The 15,207-nt window shown below is 71.3% G+C and carries 13 protein-coding genes; 8 read left to right on the top strand and 5 right to left on the bottom strand.

Going from position 1 to position 15,207, the window contains the following annotated elements:
• Positions 1-63: 63 nt before the first annotated feature.
• Together eda and edd are read right to left on the bottom strand one after the other, a co-directional pair.
• The gene (gene eda, locus CF165_RS37865) at positions 64-684 is read right to left on the bottom strand and encodes a bifunctional 4-hydroxy-2-oxoglutarate aldolase/2-dehydro-3-deoxy-phosphogluconate aldolase (protein ID WP_093952407.1); all 621 of its coding nucleotides are present in this window, start codon (positions 682-684) and stop codon (positions 64-66) included.
• Positions 681-2,567, bottom strand: coding sequence for a phosphogluconate dehydratase (gene edd, locus CF165_RS37860; protein ID WP_167441690.1), 1,887 nt, complete (start codon positions 2,565-2,567; stop codon positions 681-683). The genes eda and edd overlap by 4 nt, the downstream gene beginning before the upstream one ends.
• A gap of 254 nt (positions 2,568-2,821) precedes the next feature.
• Here edd and CF165_RS37855 point away from each other — a divergent pair, with 254 nt between their 5' ends.
• The 6 genes from CF165_RS37855 (at position 2,822) to CF165_RS37830 (ending at position 8,400) form a co-directional block, all read left to right on the top strand.
• Positions 2,822-3,109, top strand: a complete 288-nt coding sequence (locus CF165_RS37855) for an Rv0250c family protein (RefSeq protein WP_026469165.1) — start codon at positions 2,822-2,824, stop codon at positions 3,107-3,109.
• The gene (sdhC, locus tag CF165_RS37850; RefSeq protein ID WP_093952406.1) at positions 3,106-3,930 is read left to right on the top strand and encodes a succinate dehydrogenase subunit SdhC; all 825 of its coding nucleotides are present in this window, start codon (positions 3,106-3,108) and stop codon (positions 3,928-3,930) included. Before CF165_RS37855 ends, sdhC begins: the two co-directional genes overlap by 4 nt.
• 61 nt (positions 3,931-3,991) lie before the next feature.
• On the top strand, positions 3,992-5,908 hold the full coding sequence (locus CF165_RS37845) for a fumarate reductase/succinate dehydrogenase flavoprotein subunit (RefSeq protein WP_093952405.1): 1,917 nt from the start codon (positions 3,992-3,994) through the stop codon (positions 5,906-5,908).
• The gene (locus CF165_RS37840) at positions 5,905-6,657 is read left to right on the top strand and encodes a succinate dehydrogenase/fumarate reductase iron-sulfur subunit (protein WP_003054483.1); all 753 of its coding nucleotides are present in this window, start codon (positions 5,905-5,907) and stop codon (positions 6,655-6,657) included. Before CF165_RS37845 ends, CF165_RS37840 begins: the two co-directional genes overlap by 4 nt.
• Before the next feature lie 88 nt (positions 6,658-6,745).
• The gene (locus tag CF165_RS37835; protein ID WP_093952404.1) at positions 6,746-7,285 is read left to right on the top strand and encodes a GNAT family N-acetyltransferase; all 540 of its coding nucleotides are present in this window, start codon (positions 6,746-6,748) and stop codon (positions 7,283-7,285) included.
• Positions 7,282-8,400 carry an amidohydrolase family protein gene (locus CF165_RS37830; protein WP_158226872.1) on the top strand — a complete coding sequence of 373 codons (1,119 nt, stop codon included), beginning with the start codon at positions 7,282-7,284 and terminating at the stop codon, positions 8,398-8,400. The genes CF165_RS37835 and CF165_RS37830 overlap by 4 nt, the downstream gene beginning before the upstream one ends.
• Here CF165_RS37830 and CF165_RS37825 read toward each other — a convergent pair.
• Together CF165_RS37825 and CF165_RS37820 are read right to left on the bottom strand one after the other, a co-directional pair.
• Positions 8,384-8,569, bottom strand: coding sequence for a DUF397 domain-containing protein (locus CF165_RS37825; RefSeq protein ID WP_093952402.1), 186 nt, complete (start codon positions 8,567-8,569; stop codon positions 8,384-8,386). The two genes, CF165_RS37830 and CF165_RS37825, sit on opposite strands and share 17 nt — an antisense overlap.
• 3 nt (positions 8,570-8,572) lie before the next feature.
• The gene (locus CF165_RS37820; RefSeq protein WP_093952401.1) at positions 8,573-9,424 is read right to left on the bottom strand and encodes a helix-turn-helix domain-containing protein; all 852 of its coding nucleotides are present in this window, start codon (positions 9,422-9,424) and stop codon (positions 8,573-8,575) included.
• Between the two features lie 170 nt (positions 9,425-9,594).
• Here CF165_RS37820 and CF165_RS37815 point away from each other — a divergent pair, with 170 nt between their 5' ends.
• Positions 9,595-10,665, top strand: a complete 1,071-nt coding sequence (locus CF165_RS37815) for a DUF4037 domain-containing protein (protein WP_093952400.1) — start codon at positions 9,595-9,597, stop codon at positions 10,663-10,665.
• Positions 10,666-10,737: 72 nt separating this feature from the next.
• On the opposite strand, the gene CF165_RS37810 is transcribed toward CF165_RS37815, so the two are convergent.
• Positions 10,738-11,256, bottom strand: coding sequence for a hypothetical protein (locus CF165_RS37810; RefSeq protein ID WP_093952399.1), 519 nt, complete (start codon positions 11,254-11,256; stop codon positions 10,738-10,740).
• 282 nt (positions 11,257-11,538) lie between these two features.
• Between CF165_RS37810 and CF165_RS37805 the strand changes: the two genes are divergently transcribed.
• Entirely contained in the window at positions 11,539-15,207 is a 3,669-nt protein-coding gene (locus tag CF165_RS37805; protein ID WP_093952398.1) for an ALF repeat-containing protein, read from the top strand.

Here is a 15,207-nt window from a genome sequence, read left to right as displayed (position 1 = left end):
CTCCCGGAATGCGGACGTTTTGTTCGGCCGTTCGGGCGGGGTTGGCGCCCGGGGTGATCTGCGCTACAGCTTCGCGGCTTCCGCGGCCAGCTTTTCGATCGCGGCGAAATCACCCGCCGCCACCGCGGATTTCGGCGTCAGCCAGGAGCCGCCGATGCAGCCGACGTTCGGCAGCGCCAGGTAGGACGGCGCCGAAGCCACCGTGATCCCGCCGGTCGGGCAGAACTTGAGCGAAGGCAGCGGGCCCGCGATCGACTTCAGGTACGCGACGCCGCCGGACGCCTCCGCCGGGAAGAACTTCAGCGCCGACAGGCCGCGTTCGGCCAGCCGCATCGCCTCGGACACCGTGCTCGCGCCGGGCAGGAACGGCAGCCCGGACTCGAAGCACGCGTCGACGACCGCGTCCGTGCAGCCCGGTGTCACGAGGAACTTCGCGCCCGCGTCGGCCGCCTGCTTCGCCTGGTCCGGCGAGACGACGGTGCCCGCGCCGATGACGATGTCCGGCACCTCGGCGGCGACGCGCTCGATCGCCGACAACGCGGCCGGGGTGCGCAGGGTCAGCTCGATGACCCCGATCCCGCCGGCGAGCAGGGCCCGCGCCGTGGGCACCGCGTCGGCGGCGTCGTCGATCACCACGACGGGCATCACGGGGGACAGCTCGAGCAGGTCCTGACCGGTGGTCACTGACCGACCTCCTGGGTTGCGAAAGCGGGCGTTCCGAAGTGCTCCGGAGTCAAACCGCCGAACACGGATGCGCCCTGGTCGGCGGGGCCGACGGCACGGCGCAACGCGGCGAACAGCTCTCGGCCGGTGCCGGTCCAGGATGCTTCGGACGGCGGCGAGTCCACAAGCTCACGACGGGCGAGTTCTTCGTCACCGACCAGCACGTCGAGCGAGCCCGCGGAAGCGTCGAGCCGGATGACGTCGCCGTCCGCGATGCGGGCGATCAGGCCGCCCGCGGCAGCCTCCGGCGTCACCTGGATCGCGGCCGGGATCTTGCCCGACGCGCCTGACATCCGGCCGTCGGTGAGCAACGCCACGGCGTGCCCGCGGTCCATCAGCACGCCCAGCGCCGGCGTCAGGCCGTGCAGCTCCGGCATGCCGTTGGCCCGCGGGCCCTGCTGCCGGAGCACGACGACGACGTCCCGGTCCAGCTCGCCGGCCTCGAACGCGGCCTTGAAGTCCTCTTGAGTGGTGAACACCCGCGCCGGCGCCTGGACGACGCGGTGCTCGGGCGCCACCGCGGACACCTTGACGACCGCGCGCCCGAGGTTGCCCTCGACCATCCGCAGCCCGCCGTCCGCGGCGAACGGGCGCCACGCCGGGCGCAGCACGTCCTCGTCGAGGCTGCGGGTGGGCACGTCGCGCCAGACCAGCTCGCCGTCGGACAGGATCGGCTCGGCCCGGTAGCGGTGCAGCCCGAACCCGGCCACCGTGTGCACGTCTTCGTGCAGCAGCCCGGCGTCGAGCAGCGTGCCGACCAGGAACTGGATGCCGCCGGCAGCATGGAAGTGGTTGATGTCGGCGCTGCCGTTGGGGTAGACCCGCGCTAGCAGCGGCACGACGGCCGAGAGGTCGGAGAAGTCGTCCCAGCTCAGCTCGATGCCCGCGGCCGCGGCGACGGCGACCAGGTGCATGGTGTGGTTGGTCGAGCCGCCCGTGGCGAGCAGCGCGATGACGCCGTTGACGAACGCCTTCTCGTCGAGGATCCGCGAGACCGGCGTGTACTCCTCGCCGCGCGAGATCGCGACCACCCGCCGTCCGGCTTCTTCGGTCAACGCGCGACGCAAGGACGAACCCGGCTGGACGAAGCTGGCACCCGGCAGGTGCAGGCCCATCACCTCGACGACCATCTGGTTCGAGTTGGCCGTGCCGTAGAACGTGCAGGTGCCGGCCGAGTGGTACGACGCCGCTTCGGCGTCGAGGAGGTCTTCGCGGGTCGCGAGGCCTTCGGCGTACAGCTGCCGGACGCGGGCCTTCTCCTTGTTCGGCAGCCCGGAGTTCATCGGCCCGGCGGGCACCAGGATCGCCGGGAGATGCCCGAACGACAGCGCGCCGATCAGCAGGCCGGGCACGATCTTGTCGCACACCCCGAGCAGCAGCGAGGCGTCGAACATGTCGTGCGAGAGCGCGATCGCCGTCGACATCGCGATGACCTCGCGGCTGAACAGGGACAGCTCCATGCCCGCGCGGCCCTGCGTGATGCCGTCGCACATGGCCGGGACGCCGCCGGCGAACTGGGCGACACCGCCGGCGGAACGCACGGACTTCTTCAGCCAGGCCGGGTACTCCTGCATCGGCTGGTGCGCCGACAGCATGTCGTTGTAGGAGGAGACGATCGCGACGCCGGGGGCGCGCGCGGCCCGCAGCGCTTCCTTGTCGGCGCCTTCCATGGCGGCGAAGCCGTGGGCGAGGTTGCTGCACGCGAGACCACGGCGGACCGGGCCTTCGGCGTGCGCGGCGGTCATGCGGTCGAGGTACGCCGACCGCGTCGCAGCACTGCGCGCGGCGATGCGAGCGGTGACTTCGGCGACGACGGGATGCAGGGGCGTGGTGGGATGGCTCATGTCCGGCTCCGGATCACGGGGTGGGGTGGTCCGCGGGACGGCAGCGCTGGCGCCTCTGGGTCGTGACTCTGGCCACAGTACCTCGGGAAAACGCCGAATCAAAATCGATTCAGATGATCGACCCGCGTGACCCCGATCACCCCCGGAACCGTTAGTGTGCTAGTTGTCACACTGCACCACGCGCGGCAAAGCCGTAGGGGCGAGCGATCGCCCGGCCGGTTCCCTGTCGGCCCCACCACCACCCGGGAGGCATGATGTCCACCTCCGAGATCGCCGAGCTGCGGCGAACCATCGGCCAGCTCAGGCAGTGCGTCGGCGCACTGCGCTCGCGCTACGGCGACGCGTCGGCGGTGCGCCGGCTCGCCAACGACGTGGAGCGCCTCGACATCGACACCGCGGATCTCGACGGTGTGCCGCCGGCCGTGCCCGCCCAGGCCAAGGCGGCCGAACGCGTCCCGGTACCCGACACCCCCTACGACCCGGCGCTGTGGCACGGCGCCGATGACGAAGGCGTCGGCGGCTACAAGCGCGACCAGCGGTGAGCGCACCCGCTGACAACGGCGTCGGCACCGGCGTCCAGGCCCCGAAGCGGGCGCGGATCGCCGAGCGCACCCTCCGCACGGACCGGTGGTGGCTCCAGCCGCTGCTGACCGTGCTCGGACTGTCGGCGTTCATCGTCTACGCGACGGTCCGGTCGTTCGTGCGCACCGCCTACTGGGTGCCCGACTACCACTACCTGACGCCGTTCTATTCGCCCTGCCTGTCCACTTCCTGCGTCGAGGGCTCGAGCCACTTCGGCCACTGGTTCGGCGACCTGCCCGGCTGGATCCCGCTCGGGTTCGTCGTGCTGCCGTTCCTGCTCGGGTTCCGCCTGACCTGCTACTACTACCGCAAGGCCTACTACCGGTCGGTGTGGTTCTCCCCGCCCGCCTGCGCCGTCGCGGAACCGCACGCCAAGTACACCGGCGAGACGCGGCTGCCGCTGATCATCCAGAACGTCCACCGCTACTTCTTCTACGTCGCGCTGATCGTCTCGCTGGTCAACACCTACGACGCGATCACGGCGTTCCACGGCAAGACCGGCGGCTTCGGGTTCGGGCTGGGCAACATCATCCTGCTCGCCAACGTGATCCTGCTCTGGGCCTACACGCTGTCCTGCCACTCGTGCCGGCACGTGACCGGCGGCAGGCTGAAGCACTTCTCCAAGCACCCGGTGCGCTACTGGATCTGGACCAAGGTCTCGAAGCTCAACACCCGCCACATGACGCTGGCCTGGACGACGCTCGGCACGCTGGTGCTGACCGACTTCTACGTCATGCTCGTGGCCAGCGGCGCGATCGCGGATCTGAGATTCGTCAACTAGCGCCCCGCCCGACAGTGCTCCCAAAAAACTGACGTCCCCAGTTCCGAGGTGGAATCTCTTCATGACCGAGGTCGAACGGCACAGCTACGACGTGGTGGTGATCGGTGCCGGTGGCGCCGGTCTGCGAGCTGTGATCGAGGCGCGCGAACGCGGCTTCCGCGTCGCGGTCGTGTGCAAGTCCCTGTTCGGCAAGGCGCACACGGTGATGGCCGAGGGCGGGTGCGCGGCCTCGATGGGCAACGCGAACTCGAACGACAACTGGCAGGTGCACTTCCGCGACACCATGCGCGGCGGGAAGTTCCTCAACAACTGGCGGATGGCCGAGCTGCACGCCAAGGAGGCACCCGACCGCGTCTGGGAGCTCGAGACCTACGGCGCGCTGTTCGACCGCACCGCCGACGGCCGCATCAGCCAGCGGAACTTCGGCGGGCACACCTACCCGCGGCTCGCCCACGTCGGTGACCGCACCGGCCTCGAGCTGATCCGCACGATGCAGCAGAAGATCGTCTCGCTGCAGCAGGAGGACTTCGCCGAGACCGGGGACTACGAAGCGAAGATCAAGGTCTTCGCCGAGTGCACGGTCACCGAGCTGCTCACCACCGAGGGCCGGATCGCCGGCGCGTTCGGCTACTGGCGCGAGAGCGGGCGGTTCGTCCTCTTCGAGGCACCCGCGGTCGTGCTCGCCACCGGCGGCATCGGCAAGTCGTTCAAGGTGACGTCGAACTCGTGGGAGTACACCGGCGACGGCCACGCGCTGGCCCTGCGGGCGGGCGCGAAGCTGATCAACATGGAGTTCGTCCAGTTCCACCCGACCGGGATGGTCTGGCCGCCGAGCGTCAAGGGCATCCTCGTCACCGAGGGCGTGCGCGGCGACGGCGGGGTGCTCAAGAACTCCGACGGCAAGCGGTTCATGTTCGAGTACGTGCCCGACGTCTTCAAGGGCCAGTACGCGGAAAGCGAAGACGAAGCCGACCGCTGGTACTCCGACCAGGAGAACAACCGCCGCACGCCGGACCTGCTGCCGCGCGACGAGGTGGCCCGCGCGATCAACTCCGAGGTCAAGGAGGGCCGCGGCTCCCCGCACGGCGGTGTCTTCCTCGACATCGCCAGCCGGCTTCCCGCCGAGGAGATCCGGAAGCGGCTGCCGTCGATGTACCACCAGTTCAAGGAGCTGGCGGACGTCGACATCACCGCGGAGCCGATGGAGGTCGGCCCGACCTGCCACTACGTCATGGGCGGCATCGAGGTCGACCCGGACACGGCCGCGGCGAGCGTGCCCGGCCTGTTCGCGGCCGGCGAGTGCTCGGGCGGCATGCACGGGTCCAACCGGCTCGGCGGCAACTCGCTGTCCGACCTGCTGGTCTTCGGGCGCCGCGCCGGGCTCGGCGCCGCCGAGTACGTGATGGGTCTCGACGGCAGGCCGGCGGTCGAGGAGTCCGATGTGGACGCCGCGGCGAAGATGGCGCTCGCGCCGTTCGACCCGCCCGAGGGCGCGACGGCCGAGAACCCGTACACCCTGCACACCGAGCTGCAGCAGTCGATGAACGACCTGGTCGGCATCATCCGCAAGGCCGGCGAGATCGAGCAGGCGCTGGTGAAGCTGGCCGAGCTGCGGCAGCGGATCCTGCGCGTCACCGTGGAGGGGCACCGGCAGTTCAACCCGGGCTGGCACCTCGCGATCGACCTGCGCAACATGCTGATGGTCAGCGAGTGCGTCGCGAAAGCCGCGTTGACGCGGACCGAGAGCCGTGGCGGCCACACGCGGGACGACTACCCGGGCCTCGACGCCGAGTGGCGCAACAAGCTCCTGGTGTGCGCGGCTTCGGAGGGTGACAACCCGGTCGTGCCGGACATCGACGTCACGGTGAAGGAGCAGGTGCCGCTGCGGCAGGACCTGCTGGAGCTGTTCGAGTTCGGCGAACTCGGGAAGTACTACACCGATGCGGAGCTCGAGACGCACCCCGGGAGCAAGGCATGAGCTATAAGGCGAGTTTCCGCGTCTGGCGCGGCGACGACACCGGCGGCGAGCTGCAGGACTTCACCGTGGAGGTGAACGAGGGCGAGGTCGTCCTCGACATCATCCACCGGCTGCAGGCCACCCAGGCGTCGGACCTCGCGGTGCGGTGGAACTGCAAGGCGGGCAAGTGCGGTTCGTGCTCGGCGGAGATCAACGGCCGCCCGCGCCTGCTGTGCATGACGAGGATGTCGACGTTCACCGAGGACGAGGTCATCACGGTGACGCCGATGCGGACGTTCCCGGTGATCCGCGACCTCGTCACCGACGTGTCGTTCAACTACACGAAGGCGCGGGAGATCCCGTCGTTCACCCCGCCGGCGGACCTGAAGCCGGGCGAGTACCGGATGCAGCAGGTGGACGTCGAGCGCTCGCAGGAGTTCCGCAAGTGCATCGAGTGCTTCCTGTGCCAGAACACCTGCCACGTGGTGCGTGACCACGAGGAGAACAAGGAAGCCTTCGCCGGGCCGCGGTACCTGATGCGCATCGCCGAGCTGGAGATGCACCCGCTCGACGTCGCGGACCGCCGCGACGCCGCGCAGGACGAGCACGGCCTCGGGTACTGCAACATCACCAAGTGCTGTTCGGAGGTGTGCCCGGAGGGCATCCACATCACCGACAACGCGCTGATCCCGATGAAGGAGCGCGTCGCGGACCGCAAGTACGACCCGATCGTGTGGCTGGGCAACAAGCTCTTCCGGCGAGACAAGTAACGCTTTTCCCCCGACGCTCGCGAACCGTGCTCAAGCCGGTTCGCGAGCGTCTTTTCGCGCGAGCAGTGAGCTGCGGCAGGATGGTCGCATGGGAGTACCGGAGATCGAACTGCTGCCGCCGTCCGCGGCGGACGACGTCACGCTGATCGCCCGGCTCACCGGGCTGGTCAACCAGGTTTACGCCGAGGCCGAGAAGGGTCTCTGGCAGGAGAACACCGACCGGACGTCGGCGGCCGAGATGGCCGGGCTCGTGCGGGCCGGGGAGATCGCCGTCGCGCGGGTGGACGGTGATCTCGCCGGTTCGACGCGGCTCCAGCGGCTCGACGAGAACACCGGTGAGTTCGGCATGCTCGCCGCCGACCCGGCGCGGCGGGGTATCGGCATCGGGCGCGAACTCGTCCGGTTCGCCGAGCGGGCGAGCCGGGACGCCGGCTGCCGTGAGATGCAGCTGGAGCTGCTGGTGCCCCGGGAGTGGCAGCACCCGTCGAAGGTGTTCCTGGCCGAGTGGTACGGCCGGCTCGGCTACCGCGTGACGCACCACGTCGACCTCGCCGAGGACTACCCGCACCTCGCGCCGCTGCTGGCCACGCCGTGCGACTTGTTCGTCTACCGCAAGGGACTCGCGTGACGGTGCTCGCCGGAGCGCGGGTCTTCGATCCCGACACCGGTGAGACGACCCGCGCGGACGTCCGGCTGGACGGCGACCGCATCGCCGAGGTCGGGCCCGGCCTCGACGGCGGCGAGCGCGTCGACTGCTCGGGCGGGCTGCTGATCCCCGGGCTCGTCGACTGTCACGTGCACGTCGCGTTCCCGCGGACCGAGCCGTTGCCGCGCAGCGCTCGGATCCTCGAAGCCGTGCCGGTGCTGCGGGGGCTGCTGGCGCGCGGGATCACCACCGTCCGGGACGCCTGGGGCGCCGACGCCGGGTTCAAGCACGCGTTGCGCGAAGGCTGGCTCACCGGCCCGGACCTGTTAGTCAGCCTTCGCCAGCTGGGGCCGACCGGAGGGCTCGGCGACAGCTGGGAACCGCCCGCGGGCGCTGTCGACACCTTCGGCGACCCGTCGCTGCCGGACCCGCTGTTCGACGGGCCGGACGCCGCCCGCGCGGCGGTCCGCCGGATGGTGCGCGCGGGCGCGGACTGGATCAAGATCGGCGCCGGCGGGGCGATGGCGTCGATCCGCGCCGGCGTCGACGTCCGCCCGGCCGACGACGAACTCCTCGCGGTCGTCGAGGAGGCTCGCCGCTGCGGCCGGGACGTCATGGCCCACGCACACACGGCCGCGGCGGTCGTCTCGGCGGCCCGCGCCGGGGCGCGCAGCATCGAGCACGGCACCTTCCTCGACGACTCCGCCGTCGCAGCCATGGCCGACGCCTGGTACGTGCCGACGCTTTCGCCGATCAGCGACAGCGAGTTCGCCGAGACGCACCGGCGCTCACTCCGCCTCGCGGTGGAAGCGGGCATCCGCATCGCCGCGGGCTCGGACCTCGCCCCGCGTCCCCATGTCGACTTGGCGACCGAGCTGCGGTTGCTGGCCGCGGTGCTCGGCGACGCGGCAGCCCTGAAGGCGGCCACCTCCGAGGCGGCCCGGCTGCTCCGCCTCGACGACGACCGCGGCCGCCTCGAGCCGGGCCTGCGCGCGGACCTCGTGCTGCTCGACGGCCCGGACCTCGACGTGACCGACCTGCCCGGCCGGATCCGGGCGGTCTGGCACGACGGGGAACGGGTCAGCGAAGCGAGCTGAGGAGCGCGCTCCACGCGGGGTGGGGGACGGTGAGATGCCCGGCGCCGGGCGCCTTGGAATCGCGAACCGCGGTGACCTCCGAGGTCAGCGCCACTTCGACGCAGGTGCTGTGTTCGGTGTCGGCATCGCTGTGACTGCTCTTGAACCAGACGAGTTCCCGGGCCGCCATCGGTCACTCCTTCATGTGTTCGAACTCCTCCGCCAGCCGGACGAGCATCGCCCTCGATTCTCCCTCAGACAGGGCCGCTTGTTCCAGGCGTGTGGCGAGAACATAGAACGCTTCGACCGCGATCCGATCGTCGATGAACAGACCGGCCGCGTAGGTTTCCTCGTAGACGACCGGCGGATGCTCGGCGAACTCCAAGATGGTGAACCGGCTGCCGACGAGGTGGTAGGGCGGCGCGGAGTCCGGCAGCACCCGGATGGTGCAGTGCGGCAGGTTGGTGGACAGCACGAGGTACTGCAGTTGCTCGTGCATCAGCGCCGGATCGCGGACGACGGTCCGGAGACTGCGCTCGTAGACGAAGTAGGTGCAGCGCGGCGGATTCCGTCGCTGCAGGAGCTGCTGCCGGTCGACTCGCGCCTGCACGAGGATCTTGAGGCGGTCCGCGGTGTAGCGGCCGGTCAGTTCGTGAAGTTCCTTGACGTAGTCTTCGGTCTGCAGCATGCCCGGGATGGCGGTCGGGCTGTGCGAGATGATCGCGCTCGCCAGGTTCTCCTGGATGATGAGCGACTTCATCGGGTCGACGAGCTTGTCGAAGTAGGGCCGCACCCAGTAGAGGTCGCCGGGCGGCTTGGTCAGTTCGAGGAGCCGCGCGCGTTCGGCGGCTTTCGTGCCGCAGTGGGCGAGGTAGATCGCCGCCTCGATCGGCGAGATGCGGCGGCCGTTCTCCCAGGCCGACACCTTCGACGCCGACCAGTCCGCGCGCCGCGCCACCTCGCGCAGGGACATCTCCTTCTGCTCACGCTGGCTCTTCAGTTCGAAGGCCATTTCCCGCGTGCGCACCGTGCTCTTTTCGGTCATGCCCCGCACGCTAGAGGCGACCTCCGACAAAACAGGGCAGGCCGCGCGCGGATTCACCGCAAGGAGGTCGCTGTTCTGCCTGTGTGACAACGGAATCCGTCCGCGAAGCGCTGCGAAGCTGCTTCGCATAATGAAGCGCGCTTCGCGCTTTCGCACGTCACAATGAGCTTATGGAATTCGTCCCCGGAATCGAACTGGCCCGGCGCTTCCACGCGGAAGCGGTCCGGCCGATCCTGCGCCGCGAGCTGCCCGGCCTCCGGTACACCGCCGCCCTCATCGGGTACGGCTCCGAAGTGCTGGGCTTCGACTCGCCCCGTTCCACCGACCACAACTGGGGGCCGCGGCTGCTGCTGTTCACCGACGACGGCGAGGGGATCCCGGAGCTTCTCGCGGACCACCTGCCCCGGATGTTCCTCGGGTATCCGACACACTTCGTCACCGACGAGGAGGGCACCCGGCACCTCGCCCCGACGACCGGCCGTCCCGACCACGGCGTCGTCGTCGCGCAGCTCGGCGACTGGACGCGCGGCGCGCTCGGCTTCGACCCGCGGCACCCGGTGCTCACCGACTGGCTCGCGACCCCCACCCAGCTCTTCGCCGAGTTCACCGGCGGCGCGGTCTTCCACGACGACCTCGGGCTCGAAACCCTGCGGCGGAACGTCGCCTGGTACCCGGACGACGTCTGGCGGTACGTCCTCGCGTGCCAATGGCAGCGCATCGGCCAGGAGGAAGCGTTCGTCGGCCGGTGCGGTGAGGCCGGGGACGAACTGGGGTCGGCGGTGGTCGCCGCGCGGCTCGTCCGTGACCTGATGCGGCTGTGCCTGCTGATGGCGCGCCGGTATCCGCCGTACAGCAAGTGGCTCGGCAGCGCGTTCGCCCGGTTGCCCGCCGCCGCGGAGCTGACTCCGCTCTTCACCGCGGCTCTCGCGTCGACAACCTGGCGCGAGCGCGAGCGGCACCTCGGGGCGGCGTACGAGCGCGTCGCCGTGCTGCACAACGAGCTGGGCCTGACCGATCCGGTGGAGCCGCGGACCAGCGGGTACCACGACCGGCCGTTCCAGGTGATCCACGCCGGCCGGTTCGTGACGCCATTGCTCGCGGGGTCGCCGCTGCGGGCGCTGACCGGGGCGATCGACCAGTTCGTCGACAGCACGGACGCGCTCGGGGACCGCGCGTTCACCCGCGGGATGATGTGGCCGGGCGATGACGAGCGGGTCCACAAAGGACCCGGCCGGGCGTGACCGGCCGGGCCCGGAAAGGCCACCCGCGCCGCAGGTGGCCTTTCCGGACCCGAATCCACCAGGGACGATGGATCAGGGACCGGTGACCTTGAGCTCGACCAGCGTCGCCGGGTCCTGGCCCGCGCCCTCGCCGAACCCGGTCCAGCCGTGCGTGGACACGTTGACCGTGGTCGGCGCGCCCTTGATGGTGACGGTCGCCTTGACGTTGTGCGCTTCCTGGTCGTCGCCCTTGGCCTGGAACGCGTACGGGATGCTGAGCTTGAGGTAGCCCGTCGGCCCGGACACCTGGAAGCAGTAGTGGCCGGGGTCTGCGTCGTGGTCGGCCGCGTTGTTCGTCGAGTACACCTCGATCACGCCTGTGTGACCGGCGCAGCTGACCAGCAGGAGGTGCCCGTCGCCGCTGACCAGGGTGATGCCGCGGTCGCGAAGGATCTTGTCGGCGCCCGGGTAGCTGTAATCCTCGACCAGGCCGGGCGGGGTGTCGTCCGCGGCCGTGCCGGCGGTGGCGGCGCTGGTGATCGCGGCGGTACCGGAGATCACGGAGACGCCGGCGACGGCGGTCGCGGCGAGCAACGTGGTGCGGAAACGCATGTCGGGTTGCACTCCTTGTCGTTGACGGGGCTGGGCACGCGTCGCGGGACAGAGTGCTGAGTCCTCGACCCGACATGGCCCCCCATGCGAGAACAACCGGACGGTATCTCCCACTCCACCGTTCGGTCAATGTCGTTGATCAGTACTTGATCGGAGTCTTTCCTTCACGGCGAACCTGCCCTTAAGGTACATCTCGGCTGACACAGGGGGGACCGCGTGCGCGGCAGCCGGCGGCTTGCTGCCGTCACCCCCTGCGGATCTGACGAGGGGGCAACGGGGTACATGGGCATCCGACACCTGAGAGCCGTTCTGACGGCGACGACGGCGTTCGCGCTCGTCGCCGGCATCGTGGCGACACCGGCCGCGGCGGCGGACACGCCGCAGCCGACGGAACGCCAGCAGGTGCTGTCGCTGATGCGCGACGGCAGCCCGGTCATCTCCCGCGCGGCCGAGGCCGCGCTCTGCGGCACCGACGACGACGTGCACGCCTTCCTGGCCACCGGGCTGGGCCGGCTGCAGGAGGTCTCCGACCGCGTCGCGGTGCAGCAGATGATCTCCACCGGCGGCCCGGCGACGCAGCGCACGGCCAACGCCGCCCTCAGCGGCACCATCGCCGACGTGCGGGCCTTCCTCGCGAACGGCTGGCGGCAGCCCTGGCAGACCGACCTGCGCGTGCAGGTCTCACGGCTCCAGTCGGCCGCCACCGGCCCGACCGTGAAGAGCGCGGCCAACACCGCCCTCAACGGCACGTCCGACGACCAGCTGGCCTTCCTCGGCCAGGGCTACCAGCGCGCCCAGGTGATGGACGACCGGATCGCCGTGCAGCGCCTGATCAACGTCGCCGGGGCCGAGGTCCAGAAGGTCGGCAACTGGGCGTTGTCGTCCAGCGCGGACGACGTGCGCTGGTTCCTCCAGAGCGGCTACCTGGTCGCGTTGCAGCGTGACCAGGAGACCGCGACGGTCGCGCAGCTCGCCGACCTCGCGAAGAGCTCGCAAGCCCGCGCGACGGAGCAGACGCAGGCGGCGAAGGACGCGGCCGACCAGGCCGCGACCGCCGCCGCGGCCGCGAAGGCCGACGCGCAGATCGCCGCCGACGAGACGCGCAAGGCGCAGGGGTCGGCCGAGCAGGCCGCCCAGGCCGCGGCGCGGGCGGCCGATGCCGCCAACCGGGCCGCCCGCGCCGCGCAGACCGCGATCAACGCGGCCAACGCGGCGAACAACGCGGCTCGCGAGGCCGCGGCCGCGGCCAGCCAGGCCGCCTGGGCCGCGTCCATGGCCGGCCGGGCCGCCTCGAACGCCCGCAACGCGGCCGCCGCCGCAGCAACCGACCGGGGCCAGGCCGACCGGGCGACGCAGGCCGCGAAGGACGCGCGGGACGCCGCCAACGGCGCGCAGAGCGCCGCCGACGCGCTGACCCACGCGATCGACGCCGTGCACGCCGTCGCCGTGACCGTGCAGGCGGCCGCCGCCGCGGCCAACGACGCTGCCGCGGCCGCCGCGGCGTCGTCGGAAGCCGGCGGCTACGCGCAGCAGGCCGGGGCCAGCGCCGCCGAGGCGAAGAACGCCGCCGCCCGGGCCCAGCGCAACGCCAACGAAGCGAGCCGCGCGGCCGCCGCCGCGCTGTCGCTGGCCAACGACGCCGCCGCTTGGGCGGGCCAGGCGCGGCAGGCCGCGCTGGACGCCGTCGCGCACGCCAACGCCGCGGCCGCCGCGGCCGACGACGCGGCCCTGCACGCCGGGGAGGCGGCCGGCGCCGCGCAGCGCGCCAAGGACGCCGCGATCGAGGCGAAGACCGCCGCCGACGCCGCGCAGACGGCCTCCGACCAGGCCGAGAACACCGCCGGCCTGGCCCGTCGCGCCGACGCGGAGCGGCTGGCACAGCAGCAGTCCCAGGCGACGCGCGACGCGCAGGACGCCAAGCAAGCCGAGGACTCCCGGACGGTCGCGGCGCACTGGACCGCCGGCCAGCCGGAGCAGCTGAGCGAGCGGGCGGCGACCCTGCTGGCCGCGGCCAAGGACCCGGCGGCCCCGCCGGCGACGGCGGTCGCCAGCGGCCGGAAACTGGCCGCCGAACTGATGCACACCGGCGGCCCGAAGCTGTTCGCCGCGGCGAGCAACGCGCTCGCGGGCACGGACGCCGAGCTGACCGTCTTCGTCCAGAGTGGACTGAACGGTGCGCTGGAGCAGGACGACCGGCTCAGCCTCAGCATCGTGGGCGGCGCCTCGCTGGTGCCGGCCCAGCGCGCCGCGGCCGGCACCGCCGCCACGGGCGGCCACGACCAGGTGAAGCAGTTCCTGACGACCCGCGACTACCAGGGCAAGGTCACCAACGACCGGCTCGAAGCGCAGCGCATCTCCTCGCTCGGCGGGCCGGCCACCAAGGACGCGGCCAACCGCGCACTTTCCGGTACTCCGGCCGACGTCGCAGCGTTCCTGAAGACCGGGCAGTTCACCGCGGCCAAGAACGACGACCGGATCGCCGTCCAGAAGATCCTGGACAAGGGCGGCCCGGAGGTGAAGGCCGCGGCCAACGCCGCGCTGTCCGGTCCGTGGACCTACGTCCGCCAGTTCCTCCAGTCCGGGCAGTACAGCGCCGCGTGGCGGGACGCCGACGCCGCGCAGCACGTCGCCCAGATCAACGGCTACGTCGCCAACGCGAAGGAAGCCGCGGCTCTGGCACATCAGCAGGCGGCCCTCGCCGCCGAGTACGCGGCCAACGCCGCCGGTTCGGCTGCCGAAGCCGCCGCGGCGGCCCAGGCGGCGAAGGACTCCGCCGCGGAGGCGCAGCGGCACGCCGAGGACGCCAAGGCCTCCGCCGACCAGGCCGAGCGGTCTGCCGCCCAGGCGGCCCAGTCGGCCGAGACCGCCCGGTGGGCGGCGTCGAACGCGCAGGCGGCGGCGCAGTCCGCGCAGCGATCGGCGGCCCAGGCGGCGCAGTCGGCCGCACTGGCCAACGAGTACGCCGCGGAGGCCCGCGGGGCGGCGGCCCGGGCGCAGGCCGACGCGGACGCGGCAGGCAAGGACGTGCTGGAGGCCAGCAAGGCGGCCGCCGACGCGTACAACGCGGTCGGCGTCAAGCAGGCCGAGGAGAACGCCAAGCAGCAGGTCATGGACATGCGCGGCACCGTCCAGCAGGTCCGGGACGCGGTGGCGCAGACCATCAAGGACCACCCGGAGCTGCAGAGCCTCCTGGACGCGGCCAACCAGCTGCTGTCCATGATCGACACGATGGCCGGCGCCACCCTCGAATACGTGCGCGACCACTCGGGCGAGCTGCTCGCGCTCATCCAGCACCTGGCCGAGACCGCGGCGGGCGTCGGAGCCGCGCTGGGCGGCGCGTCGGTCGCCGGTGGCGCGATCGCGGCGTGCGCCGAGGAGGTCGGCGCGGGTGCGGCGATCGGCGCCGGCGGCGGTGCCGCCTTCGCCGGCGTCGGTGCGATACCGGGCGGCATCGGCGGCGCGCTCGTCGGGGCCATCGCGTGCGTGTTCACCTCGGGTCCGGCGATCTACGCGGGGGTCGCCGAGCTGATCGGCGGCCTGGCCATGGCCATGCACGGCATGGAGGGCATGGCCGACGACATCAAGAACCTCTCCGAGAACCCGGGCAACGCGCTCGGCGACGCGCGGGAGTCGAAGGTCGCGGACATCGTCGGCGGCCGGCGCACCAAGGAGCTGACCAACGACGGCCAGGACTTCCAGATCGTGATGCCGGGCGTCAACAGGACCGGGGTGGATGTGTTCGGGCCGAACGGTGAGTACATCGCGGTCGGCGGCTACAGCAAGGCGTTCGATCCCAAAAAGCTGGGCACCCAGATGAAGATCCTGAAGTGGGGCGCAGATCAGGCGGGGGTACGGGCACTGGCGTATTTTGAGGAAGGCACTCCACAGGAGGCCCTCGACCTCGCCAAGAAGTGGCTCGGCGACGGCAACGTCCTCAGCTTCCCGAAGTAG

The organism is Amycolatopsis vastitatis (assembly GCF_002234595.1).
Classification (GTDB): Bacteria; Actinomycetota; Actinomycetes; order Mycobacteriales; family Pseudonocardiaceae; genus Amycolatopsis; species Amycolatopsis vastitatis.
This window is presented reverse-complemented; position numbering and strand designations above follow the sequence as displayed.

What these genes read in the sequence shown, in the direction of transcription:
- edd (WP_167441690.1), bottom strand. Translation starts at nt 2,567, where the DNA reads ATGAGCCATCCCACCACGCCCCTGCATCCCGTCGTCGCCGAAGTCACC.
- CF165_RS37855 (WP_026469165.1), top strand. Translation starts at nt 2,822, where the DNA reads ATGTCCACCTCCGAGATCGCCGAGCTGCGGCGAACCATCGGCCAGCTC.
- CF165_RS37845 (WP_093952405.1), top strand. Translation starts at nt 3,992, where the DNA reads ATGACCGAGGTCGAACGGCACAGCTACGACGTGGTGGTGATCGGTGCC.
- CF165_RS37840 (WP_003054483.1), top strand. Translation starts at nt 5,905, where the DNA reads ATGAGCTATAAGGCGAGTTTCCGCGTCTGGCGCGGCGACGACACCGGC.
- CF165_RS37835 (WP_093952404.1), top strand. Translation starts at nt 6,746, where the DNA reads ATGGGAGTACCGGAGATCGAACTGCTGCCGCCGTCCGCGGCGGACGAC.
- CF165_RS37825 (WP_093952402.1), bottom strand. Translation starts at nt 8,569, where the DNA reads ATGGCGGCCCGGGAACTCGTCTGGTTCAAGAGCAGTCACAGCGATGCC.
- CF165_RS37820 (WP_093952401.1), bottom strand. Translation starts at nt 9,424, where the DNA reads ATGACCGAAAAGAGCACGGTGCGCACGCGGGAAATGGCCTTCGAACTG.
- CF165_RS37815 (WP_093952400.1), top strand. Translation starts at nt 9,595, where the DNA reads ATGGAATTCGTCCCCGGAATCGAACTGGCCCGGCGCTTCCACGCGGAA.
- CF165_RS37810 (WP_093952399.1), bottom strand. Translation starts at nt 11,256, where the DNA reads ATGCGTTTCCGCACCACGTTGCTCGCCGCGACCGCCGTCGCCGGCGTC.
- CF165_RS37805 (WP_093952398.1), top strand. Translation starts at nt 11,539, where the DNA reads ATGGGCATCCGACACCTGAGAGCCGTTCTGACGGCGACGACGGCGTTC.